The organism is Telmatobacter sp. DSM 110680 (genome assembly GCF_039994875.1).
Lineage (GTDB): Bacteria > Acidobacteriota > Terriglobia > Terriglobales > Acidobacteriaceae > Telmatobacter.
In genome coordinates this window covers 1,566,797-1,583,840 of sequence record NZ_CP121196.1, presented here as the reverse complement: position 1 = coordinate 1,583,840, position 17,044 = coordinate 1,566,797, and the positions used below count along the sequence as shown (strand labels likewise).

Here is a 17,044-nt window from a genome sequence, read left to right as displayed (position 1 = left end):
TCTCTCCCCGCGACCCGACCCATCTTACGCTTGACGCTTATCTCTCTGCGCCGCACGAAAGTCCAATTTTCAGCTACGGGGCTGCTTGATAGAAACTCAGCCCCGCATCCCCCTGCTCTAACACTCTTGCCCTGCGAAGCGAGCCGTAGGCTTCCTCCAACTTTTCTTTGCGCCGATGCTCTGCGATCACGATTGCATCGTCTGCAAGCAGCTTAGCGGCGGACCCACCTAATCGACCGAGCGCGGATTCGTACTCGGCGGCGGCCTCATAAGGCGGATCCAGGAACACTACGTCAAATTGCATCGCGGCGCTTTCCGGCCGAACCCGTCGCAGAAATGCTGCCACGGGGATTGCTTCAACTCGAATGGCGGCGCGCAACCCCAGCTTCTCCAGGTTCGAACGAAGCACTTTCAGCGCAGGCTCGGCGCGTTCGACTAGAACCACTTTGGCTGCTCCGCGGCTTGCCGCCTCAATGCCTACCGCGCCCGACCCGGCGTACAGGTCGAGGAAACGCGCGCCGTCCATGCGCTGTGCAAGGATGTTGAAGAGCGTCTCCCGGAGCCGGTCGCTCGTGGGCCGTGTCGCCAACCCTGGCGGAGCTTCCAGCGTTCTTCGCCGCAGCGTTCCCGCAATAATGCGCATCGCGATTCAGCATATAAGAAAGGCTTGGCTGTGGCGGCAGGGGGTTTCAGAGACGGGGAAACATTGCCGGGGTATTAACCACTACAATTTGAGTATGCGTGGCTGGACAATTCCGCTGGGGCGATGGAGTGGCGTGGAGATGCGCGTTCACGTATTCTTCCCTGCTCTGGCGCTGGTATGTCTCGGTCTCAGCTCATCTGCTGGAATTCTGCGCGGTCTTGCCCTCTTCTTCATCTGTATTTCTGCCGTAGTCGTACGCGAGATTGCGCGCCTGATGATGGCGGCCTATTTCAATCTCAAGCTGCGGGCCGTGCTTCTGCTCCCGATCGGCGGACTTTTTGCGTATGCCAATCCGGAGAGCCAGGAGGGCGCTAACCAGGGGCTGGCGCAGTTCGCCATGGCGTTGATTGGGCCCGCAGCGAATATCCTCACGGCGCTGATGCTTGCTGCTGCATTCATTGGTTCCGGCGGCGATGTTCGTCTGATCGCCCGTCCGCTGGTCACCGCTGACCACCTGGTGCGGAGCATGGTTTGGATGCAGGCGGGGCTTGGGGTTCTGCACTTGCTTCCCGCTTATCCACTGGATTTTGGCCGCTTGTTGCGCGGTAATTTTGCCCACGTCCACGGTTTCTCGCCGGCCGGACGCGCCGCCTCGGGGATCGGGCAGTTCATTGCTTTGAGCGTGATGATCTGCGGAATGGCGCTGCACGCTTACTGGCTCATTATTGCGGGCTTTTTCATCATGATTGGTGCGCAGGTTGAGGATCAGGGCGTCTTCTTCCAATCGGTCGTGGACACGGTGCACATGCGCGAAGTAATGCTTACGGACTTTGCCACGCTGTCTCCGTCGGACACGCTTGCCGATGCGCTCTATCGCTGCGTGCACTCGCTGCAGGAAGATTTCCCGGTGGTGCGCGGTCCGCAGCTGGTCGGGATCGTGTCGCGCCAGCGGATTGTGGACGCACTCCGCGATGATGGGAACGGGTATATCCAGTCGATTATGTCGCGTGCCTTCCAAGTAGCGCGGCCTGAGGATACGCTCGGTACGACGATCCGCCGCATCTCCGGTGGCCAGGGGCTTTCGCTGATTCCCGTGACGGAGAGCGGCAAGGTGGTGGGCATCGTGAGCGTGCAGAACTTGATGAGCTCGATGTCGCTGCTTGCGGAGCAGCGCCGCATCGAAGCCAACGAAACCTCTGAATGACAGTTGTCGCTACCTCTCGATGACTCCGCACGCGATGCGATCACCGGAGTTGCCAGAAGGGTCAGACATTAGGTCGTCGGCCTTCGCGTGAATGACTAAAGACGTTCCGCCGTCGTGGAAGAGCGACTCGGAACCGTCTCCGAGAGTTACGCCTTTGGCGAGGAAAGTCGCCTTGGCCTTGCCGTTTTGGTCGACAGTGAGATTCATCAGATCGCCCAGGTGGGGATGAGGATCCTGCGTATTGTGAGTGCCGTGGTGAGCGCTGGTCGGATTGAAATGACCACCAGCTGAGGTGAAGGCTGGACCTTCACATTTGCCGACTGTATGAATGTGAATGCCATGTTCACCCGGGGTTAGCTGGGAAATCGTAACGACGATCTTGACTCCTTTGCCGGCGGCGGCGATTTTCGCAGTTCCGATCTTGGTTCCCTGCGCGTTCACGATGTCGGCATGGGCCGATTTGGTGGCGGCGGCCGAAGGAAGGGCTGCGGAAAAGAGCGCGAGTCCGGCAAGTCCCAACAGAATTCGAAAGCGCATGGCCGTGTCTCCTTTAACGATGCGCCCTCATGGGGCGACGTGGATAGTATCCTACGCCGAAGGACCAAGAAGCAGGCTGCGAGTGTCGGCGCCTTTAATTGCGTGATTGAGTGTATGCACGTGTAGGCGGTTAATCGCCCGGTAGATGGGAAAGGCTCCGAGCACCGCTCCGCTTTTCTAATTCGGCGAGGGCCGCTCGATGTGATCGATCACGATGTTTTCCGAAGGAATCTTCGCCGGGATGAGCTTGAGGCCAAGCGGAGCCAGATCCCAGTCAGAAACTGGAATCCCTTCAAAGCCGATAAGCCTGAAGTCAAATTTGTATTTTCCAGGCAAGCCCGTGCGGTCCTCTACGGATGCTGCGCCCGACAAAAACAGGACAAATGCGGCCATGGAAGTTTGATAGAAATGAACGACCGGATCGTCAGGCGAATGGATTCGAACAATCCTCGCATCCAGGTCTACTTTCTCTGCCCGTTCTGGAATTGCATCGTCCGGCTTGGATTCGACTAGGTTCTTGCGGTTGGGTCCGTGGTTGGCGACGACCAGCGCATAGCCGTCGATCAGCGTCGCAACGCGGTGAACAGCTAACTTGCAGCGGTCGGCCAGGGCATTTTGCAGCATGGTTTGCGCCATCGGGTTTTGCAACCTGAGTCCACGCTGACTGATTTTTCGCCAATCCGCCATGTCCGCTTCGCCGACCTTCCCGACAACGTCGTAATTGTCGTCCCACACCCAAGCCGGAGCTCCGACGATGCGATCCTTGGATATCGGAACCATCGAAACATAGGCCATCAAGATCGTCCATCCTAGCGGCAACCCGATTGCTTCGTATCGATCACCGCCCGGAACGACCTGCAGCCGACTCTCATCAGGACCTGCGTTGCTTGCCCGGATGGAAACCACATCGAAGGCCAGACCGGGATGAACCACCACATCTCCGTCTGAGGCGTCTTTCGCTGCAGGCGTGTTGCCAACCTGAGAGAAGCTTGAGGGCACTGCGACAGAGAGGGAGATACCAATCAGGAAAATAGTCTGACCCGCATTGAGCAAAAATGGGGGAAGGTTCAGCATCAGTAGCACTATATTGGACCAGCCAACTCACGTGCGGGGAGGAGATATTTGTCCAGGTGTTGGCTTCCGGCCTTGTGAGGGGAATCCGGAAGACTTCAAGTCCGAAGCGGAAGGCACGGCTGGCACGCTACTGAATGAACCCACGCTCTGCCACTACAATTTTCTTCATGGGCGACGATCTTCTCAGCTACGAACAGGCGGCGGAACTCGTGGCCTGTCGCGCTCGCGACCTTGCGCAGAGACGGCCAGCCACAGAACGCGTTGATCTCGCCGACGCAGCCGGCCGGATTCTCGCTGCGGCAGTTGCGGCCGACGATGATCAGCCTCCTTTTGCGCGTTCTACGCGGGACGGTTATGCCTGCAGAGTTGCAGAGGCCTCCGCCCACCTCACCCTGCCAGTTGCCGGATTGACGCATGCGGGAGAAGCTCCTCCAGCCGCGCTGCCAGCAGGAAAGGCGTGGGAGATTATGACTGGCGCCCCGGTCCCTGCGGGGGCCGATTGCGTTGTGATGCTGGAGTACGTGGAACGAGTTGGGGACACGATTCGCCTCGTTTCGTCGCGCAGGATTGAAGCCAGGGAGAACATAGTCGCCAAGGGTGCGCAGTCGCGGCGCGGGGACGTGCTTCTGAAACCCGGCACAAAAATGGGCGCGGCGCAGATTGCTCTTGCCGCATCGTGCGGCTATGCGCGACTCGAGGTGTACGTCCGGCCGCGTGTCGCCATACTCACCACCGGGGACGAACTGGTTCCTGTTGACGCCACTCCCGGTCCCGGCAAGATTCGCAATTCAAATGCGCCGATGCTGGCGGCGCTGGTGGCGCATGCTGGTGGCGATCCCGTGATTCTGCCGACTGCCGCTGATACAGCGGAGGCGCTGGATGATGCACTTGAGCTGGCAACGCAGGCGGATATTCTGTTGATCTCGGGCGGGGTTTCGGCGGGGAAATTCGATCTTGTCGAGCCTGCGCTTGCACGACTGGACTCGAAAATCTTCTTCACCGGCATTCGCATCCAGCCCGGCAAGCCCCTGGTTTTCGGCGAAATCGCGAGTTCCGGCTTGAAACCATATATCAACAGACCCCGCAGCGAAGGGCATTTTGGCCCTGCGCCGATCCCCGTCTTTGGTCTTCCCGGCAATCCCATTTCTTCAGCCGCCACCTTCCATCTTTTCGCGGCTCCGATTCTGGCCGCTCTGGCAGGGAGCAATGAGATTTACCCGCGCTTTGTACTCGCGGAACTTTCGCAGGCAACGGATCGCAAGGGGAGGCCGGGACTGACTCGCTTTCTGCCAGCACGCTGCGAATTCAATGCATCGGTAAACGAGCTTCCGAAAGTGGCCCTGGTTCCGTGGCATGGGTCCGGCGATTTGACTGCGTTTGCACAGTCCAATTGCTTTGTCGTCATTCCTGAGGACAAAGGCTCCCTGGAAGCCGGTAGCATGGTGCGTATCCTGCTACATTAAGAAGCCAGAATGCCGAAGCCCACCAAACTCTCTCACTATGACTCCGCAGGACAAGCCCGCATGGTGGACGTAAGCGCCAAGCAAGCGACCAGGCGCACCGCGACCGCATCGGCGTTTGTAGAACTTTCAGCCGCCGTGTTGGCCGCACTGCCTGCGAATCCAAAAGGAAATCCGTTGGAAGTTGCTCGCATCGCAGGGATACAGGCAGCCAAGCGGACGTCGGAGTTGATCCCGATGTGCCATCCGCTGCCGCTCAGCCATGTGGAGGTGGATGTCGCGATTGTCGCGGATGGCGTTCGCATTCACGCCACTGCCGCAACGACCGGACAGACCGGGGTTGAGATGGAAGCGCTGACCGCAGCCACGATCGCCGCACTTACGGTGTATGACATGACCAAGGCACTCGATAAATCGATTGTGATTCGGAACATTCAGCTTGAACAAAAGAGCGGCGGGAAATCCGGCGATTACAAGCGCAAAAAATAGCGCACTCACGTGGGATTATGAACTGAACTCATGAATGTGAAGGCCGCAATTCGCAAGGGAGATGACGCAGCCTTAAGATCCCTGCTGACCCAGCACCCGTCGCGGGCAAATGTTCTCATTCGCTGGGGCGAGAACAGGCAAATCCATACTCACCCGCTCCACTATGTCTGCGACATGGTCTTTGACGGCACCTTGAAGCGCGGTACCGAAGTGCCACTGATTGACGCGCTAATCGGGGCAGGTGCGGACCTGAACTTTCAGCGCAACGGTAAGGGCGATACTCCGCTGATCGGAGCGGCGAGTCTGGTGGCGGAAGACGTGGGCATCCGTCTCATTGAGGCTGGCGCCGATGCCCGGCTGCGCGGAATCTTTGGTGAAACCGCACTTCACTGGGCGGCGTTGCTCGGCGAAGAGCGGCTGGCACAAAGACTCATTCCGGTTTCCGAAATCGATCTGAAAGACAGCAAATACAATTCGCCACCACTCGGCTGGGCGATTCATGGTTACTACGAAAATCCCAAGGGAGACCAGGGAAGACAGCGTGAAGTGGCTGCGCTCCTGGTTGCGGCCGGCGCAACGGTCGAGCCCGCGTGGCTTAGGTCTGAGCATGTTCGAACGGACCCTGTGATGCTGTCTATCCTCACAAAAGGGACGGGGCGATAGGTCGACTTCGCTGGCCATCCGTAAGTATGCCGCGCAAGTCGCTAAGCTTCCTTTAAAAGCTCTGTGCGGTATTTTGGCGCGAGGGCATTGGCCTTTTTCAAGAACTCTCCCATCTCCTGCTCACTCATTTCCGGCGGCGGCGCAGTGCGCGTGGCTACGGGCACGCCCAGTTCCATGAAGAAGCGCTCATTCCCTGCCGGAGCGCAGATGCAGATCATGCGGGCTGTTCGGAAAGATCCATTGTGAAACTGATGCGGAGCGTTGGCCGGAATGTTGACGGTCTCGCCGGCACGAGCCCGGTATTTGTTTCCACGAAATGTAAGTTCGATGTCACCGTCGAGCACGATGAATGTCTCTTCGAAGTCGTGGCGATGCGGACCGGGGCCGCCGCCTGGAGGCACATGCATGTCGATGACGCAGAACTTTTCGTTGGTGTCCTTGCCGGATAGCAGGATGGTGTATGTATCGCCGACCAGGCCGATGTGGGTCAGCTTCCCGTCATTGTCCTGCTGCGCGAGGCGCAGGGTACGGCTGAGATCGTCGGGCGGGAGAGGCGGATATTGCGTTTCTGTTTCAGACATTTCTTTTCTCCTTGAGCGTGTGGGTTCGCGGCGAGCGGCAAAAAGCACGCCGCAGACACCGTGGTTCATTTAGATGTGCGCTTCCAGATACCTTGTCGAAAACAGAAGCTCGTCCGGCTCTATGCTGCGATGGTGGGGAAATGAGATGAGGACTTTCGTTGTTGCTCTTTTGGTAGTGTATGCGTGCGGCAACCTCGGCGCACAGAAGACAGTGTGGCAGCCATCGCCCGGTCATAAGCAGGTTCCAATCTGGCCCAGTGCAGTACCGGATCCGCGACCTATCAAGGAGCCGGAGTCTGCCGAGATAACGGGAAAGGACTCGCTCGTCGCCGGCACTCCGTGGGTTGCGGTGAGCGATGTGTCGCAGCCGACGATGACGGTCTACTCGCCCGAGGGGAAAAATAACGGCGCCGCAGTTGTCGTTTTTCCGGGAGGCGGATATCAGATTCTCGCTATCGATCTTGAAGGATCTGAGGTCTGCGACTGGCTCACGACTAAAGGGGTCACGTGTGTGCTATTGAAGTATCGCGTGCCGGCTCCGAGGTCGGCTCCCAACTGGGGCGCGTATCCACAGTCTCCGATCGCGCTGGAAGACGCGCAGAGGACGGTGGGGCTGGTGCGCTATCACGCTAAAGAGTGGCATCTCGATCCGCACAAGATCGGGGTGCTGGGGTTTTCTGCGGGAGGCCATCTGGCGGCGGCGATGAGCGTGCACTTTCAGCAGCGCCTTTATAAGCCGGTGGATGCTGCGGATAAAGAAAGCTGCCGACCGGATTTTGCGGTGGCGCTTTATCCGGGGCACCTGGCGTTTTCAGAGAATGTTCTCAATCTGAATCCCGACATTCGCACGCATATCAGCCGACAGACGCCGCCGACATTTCTGCTGCAGGCGGAAGACGATCACGTCGATAACGTGAACGACTCGCTCGCGTACTACATCGGGCTGAAGAAGGCAGGCGTGCCTGTGGAGATGCATCTGTATGCGCAGGGTGGACATGCATTCGGTCTGCGCCGGTCGAAGTTTCCAATTACTGCGTGGACTCAGCTCGTGGAGACCTGGCTGGGGACGATCGGAGTAATTGCACAGTAGCCCGGCGCGCCACATGGGGATCGTCGGATGACGGCTCTGCCCAGTGAAGGCGAAACTCACTGAGCAGAGCCGATAACCTTGCCGCGGACTAAGAAAAGCCTATTGAATTACCGCGACGACGGAGGCTTTTCTCCCCCTGCAGGCGACGCGGGGTGATCATGATCATGGTCATCTTTCGGCGGGGTGAAAACCGGCGGATCGAGATGACCGCGGTGGCAGGTTCCGCAGCTGACAGGCACGCCGGAGTTGTCGACCATGCTCACATAATTCTTGTTGATGTCTTCAACCATTTTGAACATCAAGCGTGCGGTGTTCTTTTCCGGCTTTGAGTCATCGGCGAAGTTCAGGCGCGGCTTTCCGTTGGGGCCGATGTTCTTGGGATCGGCGGCGTGGCAGGTGCTGCATTCGGCGCCGAGGGAGGCTTCCCACTTGTGCATGAGGTCATGGACCTGTTCACCAGTCATCGTCTTGGGGAGGACCTTGAGATTGGTGGGGGCCGGCTCGTCATGATGATGGTGAGCTTCGCCCGCCGGCGGCTGCTGAGCGGCTAGAGTCTGGGCATGAGCGGCGACGGCGAAAACCGCGTAGGCCGCAGCGGTCAGGAGGGCGGTGTGGGACGGGGAAGAGAGCTTCAAGTGCAGAGTTCCTCGCGCTTTGAGATGAAATCTATTGTACTGACGAGCGATGGCTGCAATAGGTTGACTAACCTGCCAATTTTCGCGGGCCGGAGACGCAGGCGTGTCCTCGTAGGGCAAAGCGCAGTGGCAGGTCGACGGCATGTCTTATGCCGATGCGCGGGGTGATTATGCACTGCGACTCGGCAAACCCATCGTCGCGAACCTGAAGCGGAGAGGTTGAACTGGTCACGTCCAAGCCGTTGTGGAGCGGGCGCGTTAGTCCCAGCGCCAGGCAAAGCCGGCTCGGACCCGAGGAGATCAGGCGAGCCGGGGCATCTTTGTCCAACCCGCGGTTCTTTGCCATCTCCGCGATACCTATCACGGGCTCCAGGGCACGTAGCAAAATGCCTCCTCCCAATCCCTCGCGCTCGCAGCTGATGTTTGCGCAAAAATACTTGCCGTAAATGAAATAGAGATACGCATGCCCCGCTGGCCCAAACAGCACCAGGTTTCGGGGTGTCGGTCCGCGATGAGTGTGGGCCGCTGGATCTGGCTGGTCGTGGTGCGGCCCTAGGTAGGCCTCGACCTCCACGATCCGTCCGGCCAGCGGCTGGCCATTTGCGCCTCGCGTAACCAGCAACTTGCCGAGAAGCCGGGGGGCTACGTTTTCTGGCGAATCCTCAAAGAAATCGCGTGAAATCAGACGGCCAGGCATGCGTTTTCGCGCATTTGAGGGTTTTATTTGTGCGATTTTTGCCATTCCTTTATGAGCGCAAGGACCTCGTCGGCGTGTCCTTCGGGGGTCACTTTGGGGAAGATGTGGATGAGCTTCTGGTCGGGGCCGATGAGATAAGTAGTCCTTTCAATTCCCCATACTTTCTTCCCATACATGTTCTTTTCCTTCAACACACCAAACTGATTGCAGACTTTCTCGTCTACATCTGCAAGGAGTGTGTACGGGAGGTCATACTTGGCTTTGAATTTGGCTTGCGCTTTGGGAGTATCACGCGAGATGCCAAGGACAACCGCACCCGCTGCCTGAATCTTCTTGAAGGTATCGCGAAAGCCGCACGCCTCGATGGTGCAGCCGGGCGTATCGGCGCGGGGATAGAAAAAGAGCACCAATGGTTTGCCGGCGTAGTCTGAAAGGCTTACAGTTTTGTCCTCGTCGGTCTGCAGGGTGAAATTGGCGACCTTCTGGTTCACTTCCATGGGAGATTCCTCGTATCGTCAGTATGGTGGATAAAGATTTGGCTCGATCTGTTCGTTCGCATTATTTCCGAGAGGTCCGTCCGGTGTCATCGCGCATGTTCAAGGCAAGTTTTACCAGACCAACATCGTTCGCAGTCGCGCTGGTGTTTACGGCTGCGGTCGCATGCGCTCAGTATCCCGGCCAGGTGGCGAAGAAAACGAAGGATTCGCCGGATCTGCGCGCGATCGCGGTGCTGGAATGGACTGGCGACGAAGGCAAGCCGAAGACCAGCAGGCTTGTCCCGATCACGGTGTACGACGGGCAGGCACTGCAGGATGGAAACGTTTATCTGGCGCGTCCCCAGCCCATGGCGCTGGCGGGCGGGGTCGAGTACCAGCTGGAGAAGAACGGCCAGCCGATTGGCCTCTACGACATCAAAAATGCCGGCCAGGAGCAGGGTTTGTGGGTGGGGTACGGCGCCTGGAAGCCGACGCCTTCGGCAAAACCCGCTGCACCCAAGCCGATTGTTGACGACGGCTTCGATCCTAACGATGACAAGCCGGTTCTGCATCGCAAACATGCGGATGCTTCCGCAAAGCCGGGTTCGGGTACTGATAGTAGTTCCAACACAGGATCGGCTGGCCCGGCGCCCGATCCGGACCGGCCAACGTTGCACAAGAAGACCGGCTCCGACGACTCCAGCGGTTCGAGCACCAGCCCGGCAGCCGATCCGGACCGGCCTACTCTCCACAAGAAAAATTCCGATGACGCTGCCAGCAGCACGCAAAGCGAAGATCCCAATCGGCCGGTGCTTCACAAGAGCGCGTCTTCGGCGAATTCGAGCGACGGGGAGCATCTCAACAGTACCGATCCTGACCGTCCGAAACTTCTTCGCGGCAAACCAACCGGCAAAGGTGTTGACGTTCTGCCCAGTCTGATGGGTATTCCCGCAGACATGCAGCAGGCCGTGGCCGTTTCTGACGCCAAGGCGCGCCCCGAGCATCCGTGGAACTATGTCTGGGCCAACCCGGACGATCAAGAAAAGATGAAAAAGGCCCTGGAGGACATGGCTCGGGATGCGCTAGGTCTCAGAACACCTCCGCCGCCCACAAAGCGGGTCTCGGCGAAGTTACACGCGAAACCAGCGACGGCTCCAGAGCCTCCCGCGCTTGTCGATGAGAGATTTCGTGTTTTTGAGCTAGCCTACGGCTCGGGGGCAACAATGGTTCTTTCGGCCCGGACGGATGCTCCCGCCGCACAGCAGAAGTTCGTGACGATCATTGCCCAGCCTGATCTTTACGGGAATGCATTGGTGCTGTTGAAGAGCGTCACCGACAATGCGCATCTCGACGAAACGCCGCGCATGCGTCTCGTGGATGCGGTTGATGCGCTGGCCGACAATCGCGGCGAATTGCTGTTTGAATTGCGCGGGACAACGCAGCGGCAGTTTGCGCTATATCGGGTGTTGCGCGGCACCGCCGAGAAAATCTTTGTCACCGGCGGTGGAGAGTATGGCGTGGCGCCCGGAGATTGATGTCGAGACTCTGAACCGTACCCCGGTTTAATTAGGCCAGCTTGACCAAGCGGTCGGAGCTATATCCGGCGGGATCATCACAAGGTAAATGCGGTCGACCGCTGCGAGATCAATACGATCCCAAGTCAGATGTTCATCTCACTGGAAAGGTCTATGTAACTTTCGTGACATTGAGCAATATGAGACAGGGAGGAAAGTCGGACCTCCTATACAATTCAATCAGACATCGGTTTTTAATACCCCGGTCTAAAGGATTTAGCAACGAATGGCGTCACTCGTGTCTGCACCCTCTCCCGTAACTACACCCGACGATGCAACCAAGCCGGTTGCAACCCAGCAGGAGCTCGCGTCACCTGTGGGTAGAATTCCCGCTAAATTTCTCGTTCGGATGGGGAAGGCAGCAACAATCGATTACGGAATCAACTGGACCACCCTCGCGATCATCGGTTTCTTCCACATCGGCGCTCTGGCGGCTTTCTTCTTTTTCAGCTGGCAGCGTTTAGCCGTGATGGCAATTCTGTATGTGCTGGCGATCAACGTGGGCATCGGGATGTGCTATCACCGGTTGCTGACTCACCGTGGTTACACGACTCCCAAGTGGGTCGAGTATGTCATGAGCATCTTTGCCACCATGTCGCTTGAGGGTGGGCCGATTTTCTGGGTTTCAACCCATCGGGTTCATCACCAGCTTAGCGACCAGGAAGGCGACCCGCACACTCCCCGCGAAGGCGGATGGTGGGCGCATACCGGATGGATTCTTTTCGGGGAAGCGCTGCATGGGCAGGTGGAAGTCCTGAAACGCTACTCGCCGGATCTGAGCCGCGACAAGTTCTACCTCTGGCTCAGCAAATACCACTGGCTCCCGATCAGTGTCAGCGGCTTGCTGTTGCTTGCTGGTGGATGGATCTGGGGCGGATGGGTTAACGGCGTCGCCATGGTTCTGTGGGGCGTAGCGCTTCGCGTTACCCTCGGCCTGCATGCGACCTGGCTGGTGAACTCGGCGACGCATCTGTGGGGCAGCCGTCGCTTTGAAACCCGCGACGACTCACGCAACAGCTGGTGGGTTGCGCTGCTGACGGGCGGCGAGGGCTGGCACAACAATCACCACGCGCATCCTGTGTCCGCGCGCCACGGTTTGAAGTGGTACGAGATCGATCCCAACTTCTGGGGTATCTGGCTGCTGTCGAAGATTGGCTTGGCTAAGAAGATTCACGTGGCCAAGTACGATCCGGTGAACCCCAAGCCTGCGGGACTCTAAAGACGTCGGGACTGTTTAAAAAGCAAAGGCCATTCCGTCACGGAATGGCCTTCAAGTTTTGCGGGCTACAGCTTACCGCCTCAGATTTGCTCCAGCCATCTTCTCGAGGATTGCGACCGGTGCTGACTCGCGCGCGACCATGGCAGCGGGATCGACAAGGAGCGTTTGCTCCAGTGCATACTGGCCTGCAACCACCGCATGTGGCACCGTCTCGGTATAGACCATCCAGCTGGATCCGGGCGCAAACTGCACATTTTCGCGCAAGCAGTTGGCCTGAAATGCTGCATCTTCTTTCATGGTGTTATGCAGGCGCATCATGAACTCGTCATAAGGCGTACGTTTCCACTGCGGCACCAGGCTGGCGATGCCAGTCGCTTGCGCGAGGTGTTTTCCAGCGCGAGCTGTCCACCCGTCCGCATGCGGAATCGCCAGCTTTGCCGGTACGAACTCTGGGACTGTTTGTGAGAATGCCTCACTCACAATCCAGTCGCGCGTGCAATTGGGTGAATGTTGTGAAAGAAACGCAGAATGCGCCATCCGCGCGTGGGTCGCGTGGGAAATGCATCGGTGTGAAGTAAATCGTTACGATGCCGCAGCGGCAGGTCGCGGCCTTTTTCCTCGAGCGGACGAAAGCTCGCGTAATCCAGACGCCACCGGCGCCGATAGGGCGCGAGAAACTTTTCAAGGAAGGCATCGACGCTCGTCGAGTAACGTCGCATCACATGGAGCATCCTTGTCGCATCGCCTCCCTTTTGGTTCACTCCGCTGAGCTTGCCGCGATCGGGCATGTAGGCGATGTTCTTATGCAGGCTGCTGGAGATCTGCGGCTGGCTTAGCAAAAAATCCAAGTCGTCTTTGGGAATTGGCACGGGGGTCTGCGGAAAGTAGAGAATTGCTCCGGCCTCGAGTTTCTCGCACCAATTCCGCAACTGATCTTCACCGACAAGCGATGACAGGCTCATTGCATTCCGTGGAATGGTAAGCACGGGCATACGAACGTTCTACCTCTGCATTTTGGCCCTAATCCATAGCGTTCCAAAAAGCGGAAGAGCAATCAGCAGCACGATGAGGCCGGCGGGAAACCCCACGTAGAGATAGCTGTCTGCGTAATTCACGGTGTGGTGTCCGATGAGATTGTACGCAAGCAAAGCGAAGATGGAGAGAGTCGTAGTTGCAAAAAAGGTGAAGAATGCCGATGTGAGTGCCAGCAGCAGGCTCTGGAAAAGGCTGAAGCCTTCCAGCGGAAACCCGAGGAACTTGCCGCCGGAGTGATGTTGGCTCTGCGCAGATTGCATCGTCTAGGGGACCTCTCTCGTCTAGAATACTGTTTTATGCCAAGCAGCGCGCAAATCGAACTATGGCCTGCCGAAAAGGTCGCTGCACAGGCGAACATCGGTCAAGCACCCAACGGAATCAACTTTGCGGGGTGGGGAGAGACGCGCGTCAGCGAGCCCGACCTTGAGCGATTGGTTGGCTCTGTTCCGGCGTTGCTGGCGCCTGCGCTTCGAAGCCGGGCTTATTATTTTGTTCCACTGGCGATATCCGATACCGGCGAAGTGATGATTGCTCCTTCGTACTCAGTGGACTTGGGTGACCGCGCGGTATGCCACCGGAACGCGAGTTTCGGCGCTACCGAAGCGGTTTTTCTTTCGACGCGGCTAGTTGAGGACCGGTTTGGGCTGGCGTTTGAGTTCTTTATCAACGTGGCCCACAACTTTACCGATGTGGCGGGCGTGCCTGAGAGCTTTTCGCGCCTGGTGTGGTCGCAGGCCGAGTCCCAGGTGCGGGGAGAGACCAGCCAGGACGCATGGGAAGCGCGCCGACGCGCGCAAGATTCACGCAATGGGCAGAAGGTAATTGATGAGCGAGCGCGTAGTGCCTACTACGATGCATCGTTCGCCGATTCGCTTGCGATCTATATGCTGTCGATCGCAGTTGATTTCGACTATCACGATCTGCGCGAGCGCGAATATCCGCTGTTGGCGGCGCCTGCGTTGGCGGAGCGGCTGCGTCATGTGGCCGGATTGTTCCCTCCTAATCCGGGGTACGAGTTTCAGATTCTCTACCGGCGCAAGGGGTAAAGGAGTCGTCTTTTTGCTCGCCGGTTCTCCCCAGGCTGAGAACAGATTGCTTAGCTTGGTTCTCGCCGGCGTCTTTCAACTTCGACACCCAAGATCATGAAGACTAGTGGAGATCGTGCTTTCCCACCCAAGCTGCGCTTGGATGGGGCACCCAGATTCCGTGCGGGTTTTGAATTTTCAGGCAGATCCTTCACAACGCTGCGGGTGACAGACGATTTGGAACGCAAAATGACTCTCGCGGATACGCATTGTTGCGATGCGGGGGCTACGTGGTAAAGAGGTTTGAGTCGAGGAAGGCGTTGCGGAATTTTTCGTCGGGGTCGTGGCGCTGGAGCATCTGTTTGAAGTCGGCGAGGCGGGTGTACTGGGCTTGCAGTTGTGCGGGCGGGATGGTGAAGAGTTTGGCCCAGTGGGGGCGGGGGGCGAAGGGCTTGAGTTGGGCTTCGATGCGCGGGAGGATCTGCTTGACGGTGTCCCACTCCGGCTTCCATGTGAAGTGGATGGCGAGTGAATCGCGTTTGTAGGCGGTGCTCATCCAGAGATCGTCGGCGGCGATGGTGCGCAGTTCCGTGACAAAGAGATGAGGCGTGATCTGGTCGTGAAGTTTTTCGACGGCGAGGATAGCTTCGTATCCGCGATCGCGGGGAACGAAATATTCGGTCTGCAGTTCGCGGCCGCTTGAGGGCGTGAAATTCATCTTGAAGTGGGGCAGGCGCTCGTACCAGGGGCCGGGGATTCCCTGCTGCTCCGTGCAGCTCTCGGCGGGATGGCCGGTGATGGGATGCAACTTTTCGGTTGCACGTTTGGCACCGTAGAAATCGGGAGCCGACTCGTGCTTTTCGCCGGGCTGCAGTTTGCGCTTGATCCACACCTGCGTGGCCTGGTGATGCTGCCAATCGGTGAAGAGGCTGACGCTGTAGCCGACGCCGAAGATGGCATCGAAGTTGTGCTCGAGTTCGTTGAAGCTGAGGTTCTGATAGACCGTTTGCGCAACCTGAAAAGTAGGCAGCAGATCGAGGGTGACGCGGGTGACGACGCCGACCGCGCCCAGGCCAACGACGGCACCGAGGAATTGGTCGCCATCCTTGTCGCGGGAGAGATGAAGGGTGTCGCCGTTGGCAGTGACGATTTCAAGCGCGCGTACGGCGGTGGCGAGATTGCCGTTGTGAATACCGGAGCCGTGGGTGGCGGTCGCGATGGCTCCTGCGACGGAGATGTGCGGCAGCGAGGCGAGATTGTGGATGGCGAATCCGCGGGCGTCGATGACTGGCGCCAGTTGGCCGTATTTGACGCCAGCGCCGACGGTGACGGTGTGCGCCTTGTCGTCGATGTCGATCTGATTGAGATGTTCGAGCGAGAGCTGGTTTTGATTGCTGTCGGCGATGCGATTGAAGGAGTGGCGCGAGCCGAGGGCGCGGAGCTTGGTGCAGGTCTTGACTACCTCTCGCACTTCGTCGATGTTGGCTGGGGTGTGTACGTGGTCAGTGCTGTAGGTGATGTTGCCGGCCCAGTTCTGGTGGGGAGCGGGCTGCTGCTGGGCGGGTGTGAAGCGGGAGATCATGCTGCCGGCCACGATGGCTCCTGAGGATTTGAGGAAGTCGCGCTTGTTCATGGGGTGGTTGACCTCGTGCCCGACAAGGATAGGGGGCGGGTAGGAGGAGAGGCAAATGGGAAGCTTGATCTTGGAAAAGGCGGGGCATTCGTCTTCGCTCGGGATGACGGTGTCTGGTTTGCATTTATGGTTTCCCACCCACGACGCGATCAGGCTGGGTCATGGATGGGGCACACTCGTTGTGCGGATCGATGCTGCGAGAAAGTAGGTCCTTGGGCTTGTAGCTGAGCTTCGTCGCTCAGAATGGCGGGGTTGGAGAGTGTCCGCTGGGGGCGGAGTCGCTTAGTAATTTGAATGCCATTTCGCCGGAATTCCAGTCTACGGCGGCGTGGAGGATCATTGCGGGCCAGAGAGAGCCAGTGAGAGCCACGACTACAGCGAGGATCAATCCGACGAGGGCGGTTTTTGGAACCTGGGAGAGGCCGAGGTAGATATGGCCGATGCCGAAGAGGAGTGAGGCGAGGACGACGGCTGCAACGGGGCCGGTCCAGATGGAGAGGTACCAGGTGAGGAATCCGCGATAGAAGATCTCTTCGCAGCAGCCGGCAGTGGCGGACACGAGCCAGAAGAGGCGGCGTTCGGGTTGAGTGTGAGGGAGCAGAGGTTCGGCGTGTTGGAGAGCCTTGCGCACGCGGGCACGGCGGTCGGGGCGGGCGAGCAGAGCGCGACGCTGGCGGACAAGCACGCCTATAAGCGCAGCGACATAGACAACTCCCAGGCCAAGACGCAGCGGGATGTCGCCAATGAGATGCAGATCCGCCAGGGACCTTCCGGCGAAGGCCCAGTAAATGAGCAGCGCGATGGTGGGTATCCATTCGCCCGCAACGAGTTTGCGGTAGTGGTTAAGGCGGGCCTGGGTGTCTCCGGCGGCGAGCTTCGCAAGATAACGCGGCCAGTTCCATTTCCACTCCACGAACGGGAGCACGAGCAGGAGGGCAAAAACGATGTGGTCAACGGCGGTGTGTTGAGTCATGAGCATTCAGTACTAGTGTGTTAACAACGAATAACA

General features: G+C 58.5%; 18 protein-coding genes and 1 pseudogene. 8 read left to right on the top strand and 11 right to left on the bottom strand.

Annotation, left to right across the window (positions count from 1 at the left end; translation table 11 throughout):
* Positions 1–73: 73 nt before the first annotated feature.
* Positions 74–643 (bottom strand): 16S rRNA (guanine(966)-N(2))-methyltransferase RsmD, encoded by a 570-nt coding sequence (rsmD, locus tag P8935_RS06430; protein WP_348264166.1) that lies wholly within the window; start codon positions 641–643, stop codon positions 74–76.
* 139 nt (positions 644–782) lie between these two features.
* Between rsmD and P8935_RS06425 the strand changes: the two genes are divergently transcribed.
* Positions 783–1,847 carry a CBS domain-containing protein gene (locus P8935_RS06425; RefSeq protein WP_348264165.1) on the top strand — a complete coding sequence of 355 codons (1,065 nt, stop codon included), beginning with the start codon at positions 783–785 and terminating at the stop codon, positions 1,845–1,847.
* 9 nt (positions 1,848–1,856) lie between these two features.
* Here P8935_RS06425 and P8935_RS06420 read toward each other — a convergent pair whose 3' ends face one another.
* Entirely contained in the window at positions 1,857–2,384 is a 528-nt protein-coding gene (locus tag P8935_RS06420) for a superoxide dismutase family protein (protein ID WP_348264164.1), read from the bottom strand.
* A 177-nt stretch (positions 2,385–2,561) separates the two neighbouring features.
* Positions 2,562–3,458: a TIGR03435 family protein gene (locus tag P8935_RS06415; RefSeq protein ID WP_348264163.1), complete on the bottom strand. Its 897-nt coding sequence runs from the start codon at positions 3,456–3,458 to the stop codon at positions 2,562–2,564.
* Positions 3,459–3,625: 167 nt separating this feature from the next.
* On the opposite strand from P8935_RS06415, the gene glp reads away from it, so the two are divergent.
* From glp to P8935_RS06400, 3 genes are read left to right on the top strand one after another with little or no spacing between them, the layout of a single operon-like run.
* Positions 3,626–4,921, top strand: coding sequence for a gephyrin-like molybdotransferase Glp (gene glp, locus P8935_RS06410; RefSeq protein ID WP_348264162.1), 1,296 nt, complete (start codon positions 3,626–3,628; stop codon positions 4,919–4,921).
* Between the two features lie 9 nt (positions 4,922–4,930).
* Positions 4,931–5,407, top strand: coding sequence for a cyclic pyranopterin monophosphate synthase MoaC (moaC, locus tag P8935_RS06405; RefSeq protein WP_348264161.1), 477 nt, complete (start codon positions 4,931–4,933; stop codon positions 5,405–5,407).
* 30 nt (positions 5,408–5,437) lie between these two features.
* Positions 5,438–6,070 (top strand): ankyrin repeat domain-containing protein, encoded by a 633-nt coding sequence (locus tag P8935_RS06400; protein WP_348264160.1) that lies wholly within the window; start codon positions 5,438–5,440, stop codon positions 6,068–6,070.
* Positions 6,071–6,111: 41 nt separating this feature from the next.
* Here P8935_RS06400 and P8935_RS06395 read toward each other — a convergent pair whose 3' ends face one another.
* Positions 6,112–6,651: a cupin domain-containing protein gene (locus tag P8935_RS06395; protein WP_348264159.1), complete on the bottom strand. Its 540-nt coding sequence runs from the start codon at positions 6,649–6,651 to the stop codon at positions 6,112–6,114.
* Positions 6,652–6,796: 145 nt separating this feature from the next.
* Between P8935_RS06395 and P8935_RS06390 the strand changes: the two genes are divergently transcribed.
* On the top strand, positions 6,797–7,741 hold the full coding sequence (locus P8935_RS06390) for an alpha/beta hydrolase (protein ID WP_348264158.1): 945 nt from the start codon (positions 6,797–6,799) through the stop codon (positions 7,739–7,741).
* A 107-nt stretch (positions 7,742–7,848) separates the two neighbouring features.
* Here P8935_RS06390 and P8935_RS06385 read toward each other — a convergent pair whose 3' ends face one another.
* The 3 genes from P8935_RS06385 to bcp form a co-directional block, all read right to left on the bottom strand.
* Positions 7,849–8,376, bottom strand: coding sequence for a c-type cytochrome (locus P8935_RS06385; protein ID WP_348264157.1), 528 nt, complete (start codon positions 8,374–8,376; stop codon positions 7,849–7,851).
* Positions 8,377–8,443: 67 nt separating this feature from the next.
* Positions 8,444–9,073 carry a DNA-3-methyladenine glycosylase gene (locus tag P8935_RS06380; RefSeq protein WP_348264156.1) on the bottom strand — a complete coding sequence of 210 codons (630 nt, stop codon included), beginning with the start codon at positions 9,071–9,073 and terminating at the stop codon, positions 8,444–8,446.
* A 23-nt stretch (positions 9,074–9,096) separates the two neighbouring features.
* The gene (gene bcp, locus P8935_RS06375; protein WP_348264155.1) at positions 9,097–9,570 is read right to left on the bottom strand and encodes a thioredoxin-dependent thiol peroxidase; all 474 of its coding nucleotides are present in this window, start codon (positions 9,568–9,570) and stop codon (positions 9,097–9,099) included.
* Between the two features lie 83 nt (positions 9,571–9,653).
* Between bcp and P8935_RS06370 the strand changes: the two genes are divergently transcribed.
* Together P8935_RS06370 and P8935_RS06365 are read left to right on the top strand one after the other, a co-directional pair.
* The gene (locus P8935_RS06370; RefSeq protein ID WP_348264154.1) at positions 9,654–11,084 is read left to right on the top strand and encodes a hypothetical protein; all 1,431 of its coding nucleotides are present in this window, start codon (positions 9,654–9,656) and stop codon (positions 11,082–11,084) included.
* 265 nt (positions 11,085–11,349) lie between these two features.
* Positions 11,350–12,342, top strand: coding sequence for a fatty acid desaturase (locus tag P8935_RS06365; protein WP_348264153.1), 993 nt, complete (start codon positions 11,350–11,352; stop codon positions 12,340–12,342).
* A gap of 72 nt (positions 12,343–12,414) precedes the next feature.
* On the opposite strand, the pseudogene P8935_RS06360 reads toward P8935_RS06365, so the two are convergent.
* Together P8935_RS06360 and P8935_RS06355 are read right to left on the bottom strand one after the other, a co-directional pair.
* Positions 12,415–13,304: pseudogene (locus tag P8935_RS06360) on the bottom strand (Kdo hydroxylase family protein).
* A 39-nt stretch (positions 13,305–13,343) separates the two neighbouring features.
* Positions 13,344–13,637 (bottom strand): hypothetical protein, encoded by a 294-nt coding sequence (locus P8935_RS06355; protein WP_348264152.1) that lies wholly within the window; start codon positions 13,635–13,637, stop codon positions 13,344–13,346.
* A gap of 36 nt (positions 13,638–13,673) precedes the next feature.
* On the opposite strand from P8935_RS06355, the gene P8935_RS06350 reads away from it, so the two are divergent.
* Positions 13,674–14,423 carry a hypothetical protein gene (locus P8935_RS06350; protein ID WP_348264151.1) on the top strand — a complete coding sequence of 250 codons (750 nt, stop codon included), beginning with the start codon at positions 13,674–13,676 and terminating at the stop codon, positions 14,421–14,423.
* A gap of 265 nt (positions 14,424–14,688) precedes the next feature.
* On the opposite strand, the gene P8935_RS06345 is transcribed toward P8935_RS06350, so the two are convergent.
* On the bottom strand, positions 14,689–16,035 hold the full coding sequence (locus P8935_RS06345; RefSeq protein ID WP_348264150.1) for an FAD-binding protein: 1,347 nt from the start codon (positions 16,033–16,035) through the stop codon (positions 14,689–14,691).
* 238 nt (positions 16,036–16,273) lie between these two features.
* Complete coding sequence (locus P8935_RS06340) at positions 16,274–17,008, bottom strand: CPBP family intramembrane glutamic endopeptidase (RefSeq protein ID WP_348264149.1); 735 nt, start codon at positions 17,006–17,008, stop codon at positions 16,274–16,276.
* Positions 17,009–17,044: the final 36 nt, after the last annotated feature.

What these genes read in the sequence shown, in the direction of transcription:
- rsmD (WP_348264166.1), bottom strand. Translation starts at nt 643, where the DNA reads ATGCGCATTATTGCGGGAACGCTGCGGCGAAGAACGCTGGAAGCTCCG.
- P8935_RS06425 (WP_348264165.1), top strand. Translation starts at nt 783, where the DNA reads ATGCGCGTTCACGTATTCTTCCCTGCTCTGGCGCTGGTATGTCTCGGT.
- P8935_RS06420 (WP_348264164.1), bottom strand. Translation starts at nt 2,384, where the DNA reads ATGCGCTTTCGAATTCTGTTGGGACTTGCCGGACTCGCGCTCTTTTCC.
- P8935_RS06415 (WP_348264163.1), bottom strand. Translation starts at nt 3,458, where the DNA reads ATGCTGAACCTTCCCCCATTTTTGCTCAATGCGGGTCAGACTATTTTC.
- glp (WP_348264162.1), top strand. Translation starts at nt 3,626, where the DNA reads ATGGGCGACGATCTTCTCAGCTACGAACAGGCGGCGGAACTCGTGGCC.
- moaC (WP_348264161.1), top strand. Translation starts at nt 4,931, where the DNA reads ATGCCGAAGCCCACCAAACTCTCTCACTATGACTCCGCAGGACAAGCC.
- P8935_RS06400 (WP_348264160.1), top strand. Translation starts at nt 5,438, where the DNA reads ATGAATGTGAAGGCCGCAATTCGCAAGGGAGATGACGCAGCCTTAAGA.
- P8935_RS06395 (WP_348264159.1), bottom strand. Translation starts at nt 6,651, where the DNA reads ATGTCTGAAACAGAAACGCAATATCCGCCTCTCCCGCCCGACGATCTC.
- P8935_RS06390 (WP_348264158.1), top strand. Translation starts at nt 6,797, where the DNA reads ATGAGGACTTTCGTTGTTGCTCTTTTGGTAGTGTATGCGTGCGGCAAC.
- P8935_RS06380 (WP_348264156.1), bottom strand. Translation starts at nt 9,073, where the DNA reads ATGCCTGGCCGTCTGATTTCACGCGATTTCTTTGAGGATTCGCCAGAA.
- bcp (WP_348264155.1), bottom strand. Translation starts at nt 9,570, where the DNA reads ATGGAAGTGAACCAGAAGGTCGCCAATTTCACCCTGCAGACCGACGAG.
- P8935_RS06365 (WP_348264153.1), top strand. Translation starts at nt 11,350, where the DNA reads ATGGCGTCACTCGTGTCTGCACCCTCTCCCGTAACTACACCCGACGAT.
- P8935_RS06355 (WP_348264152.1), bottom strand. Translation starts at nt 13,637, where the DNA reads ATGCAATCTGCGCAGAGCCAACATCACTCCGGCGGCAAGTTCCTCGGG.
- P8935_RS06350 (WP_348264151.1), top strand. Translation starts at nt 13,674, where the DNA reads ATGCCAAGCAGCGCGCAAATCGAACTATGGCCTGCCGAAAAGGTCGCT.
- P8935_RS06345 (WP_348264150.1), bottom strand. Translation starts at nt 16,035, where the DNA reads ATGAACAAGCGCGACTTCCTCAAATCCTCAGGAGCCATCGTGGCCGGC.
- P8935_RS06340 (WP_348264149.1), bottom strand. Translation starts at nt 17,008, where the DNA reads ATGACTCAACACACCGCCGTTGACCACATCGTTTTTGCCCTCCTGCTC.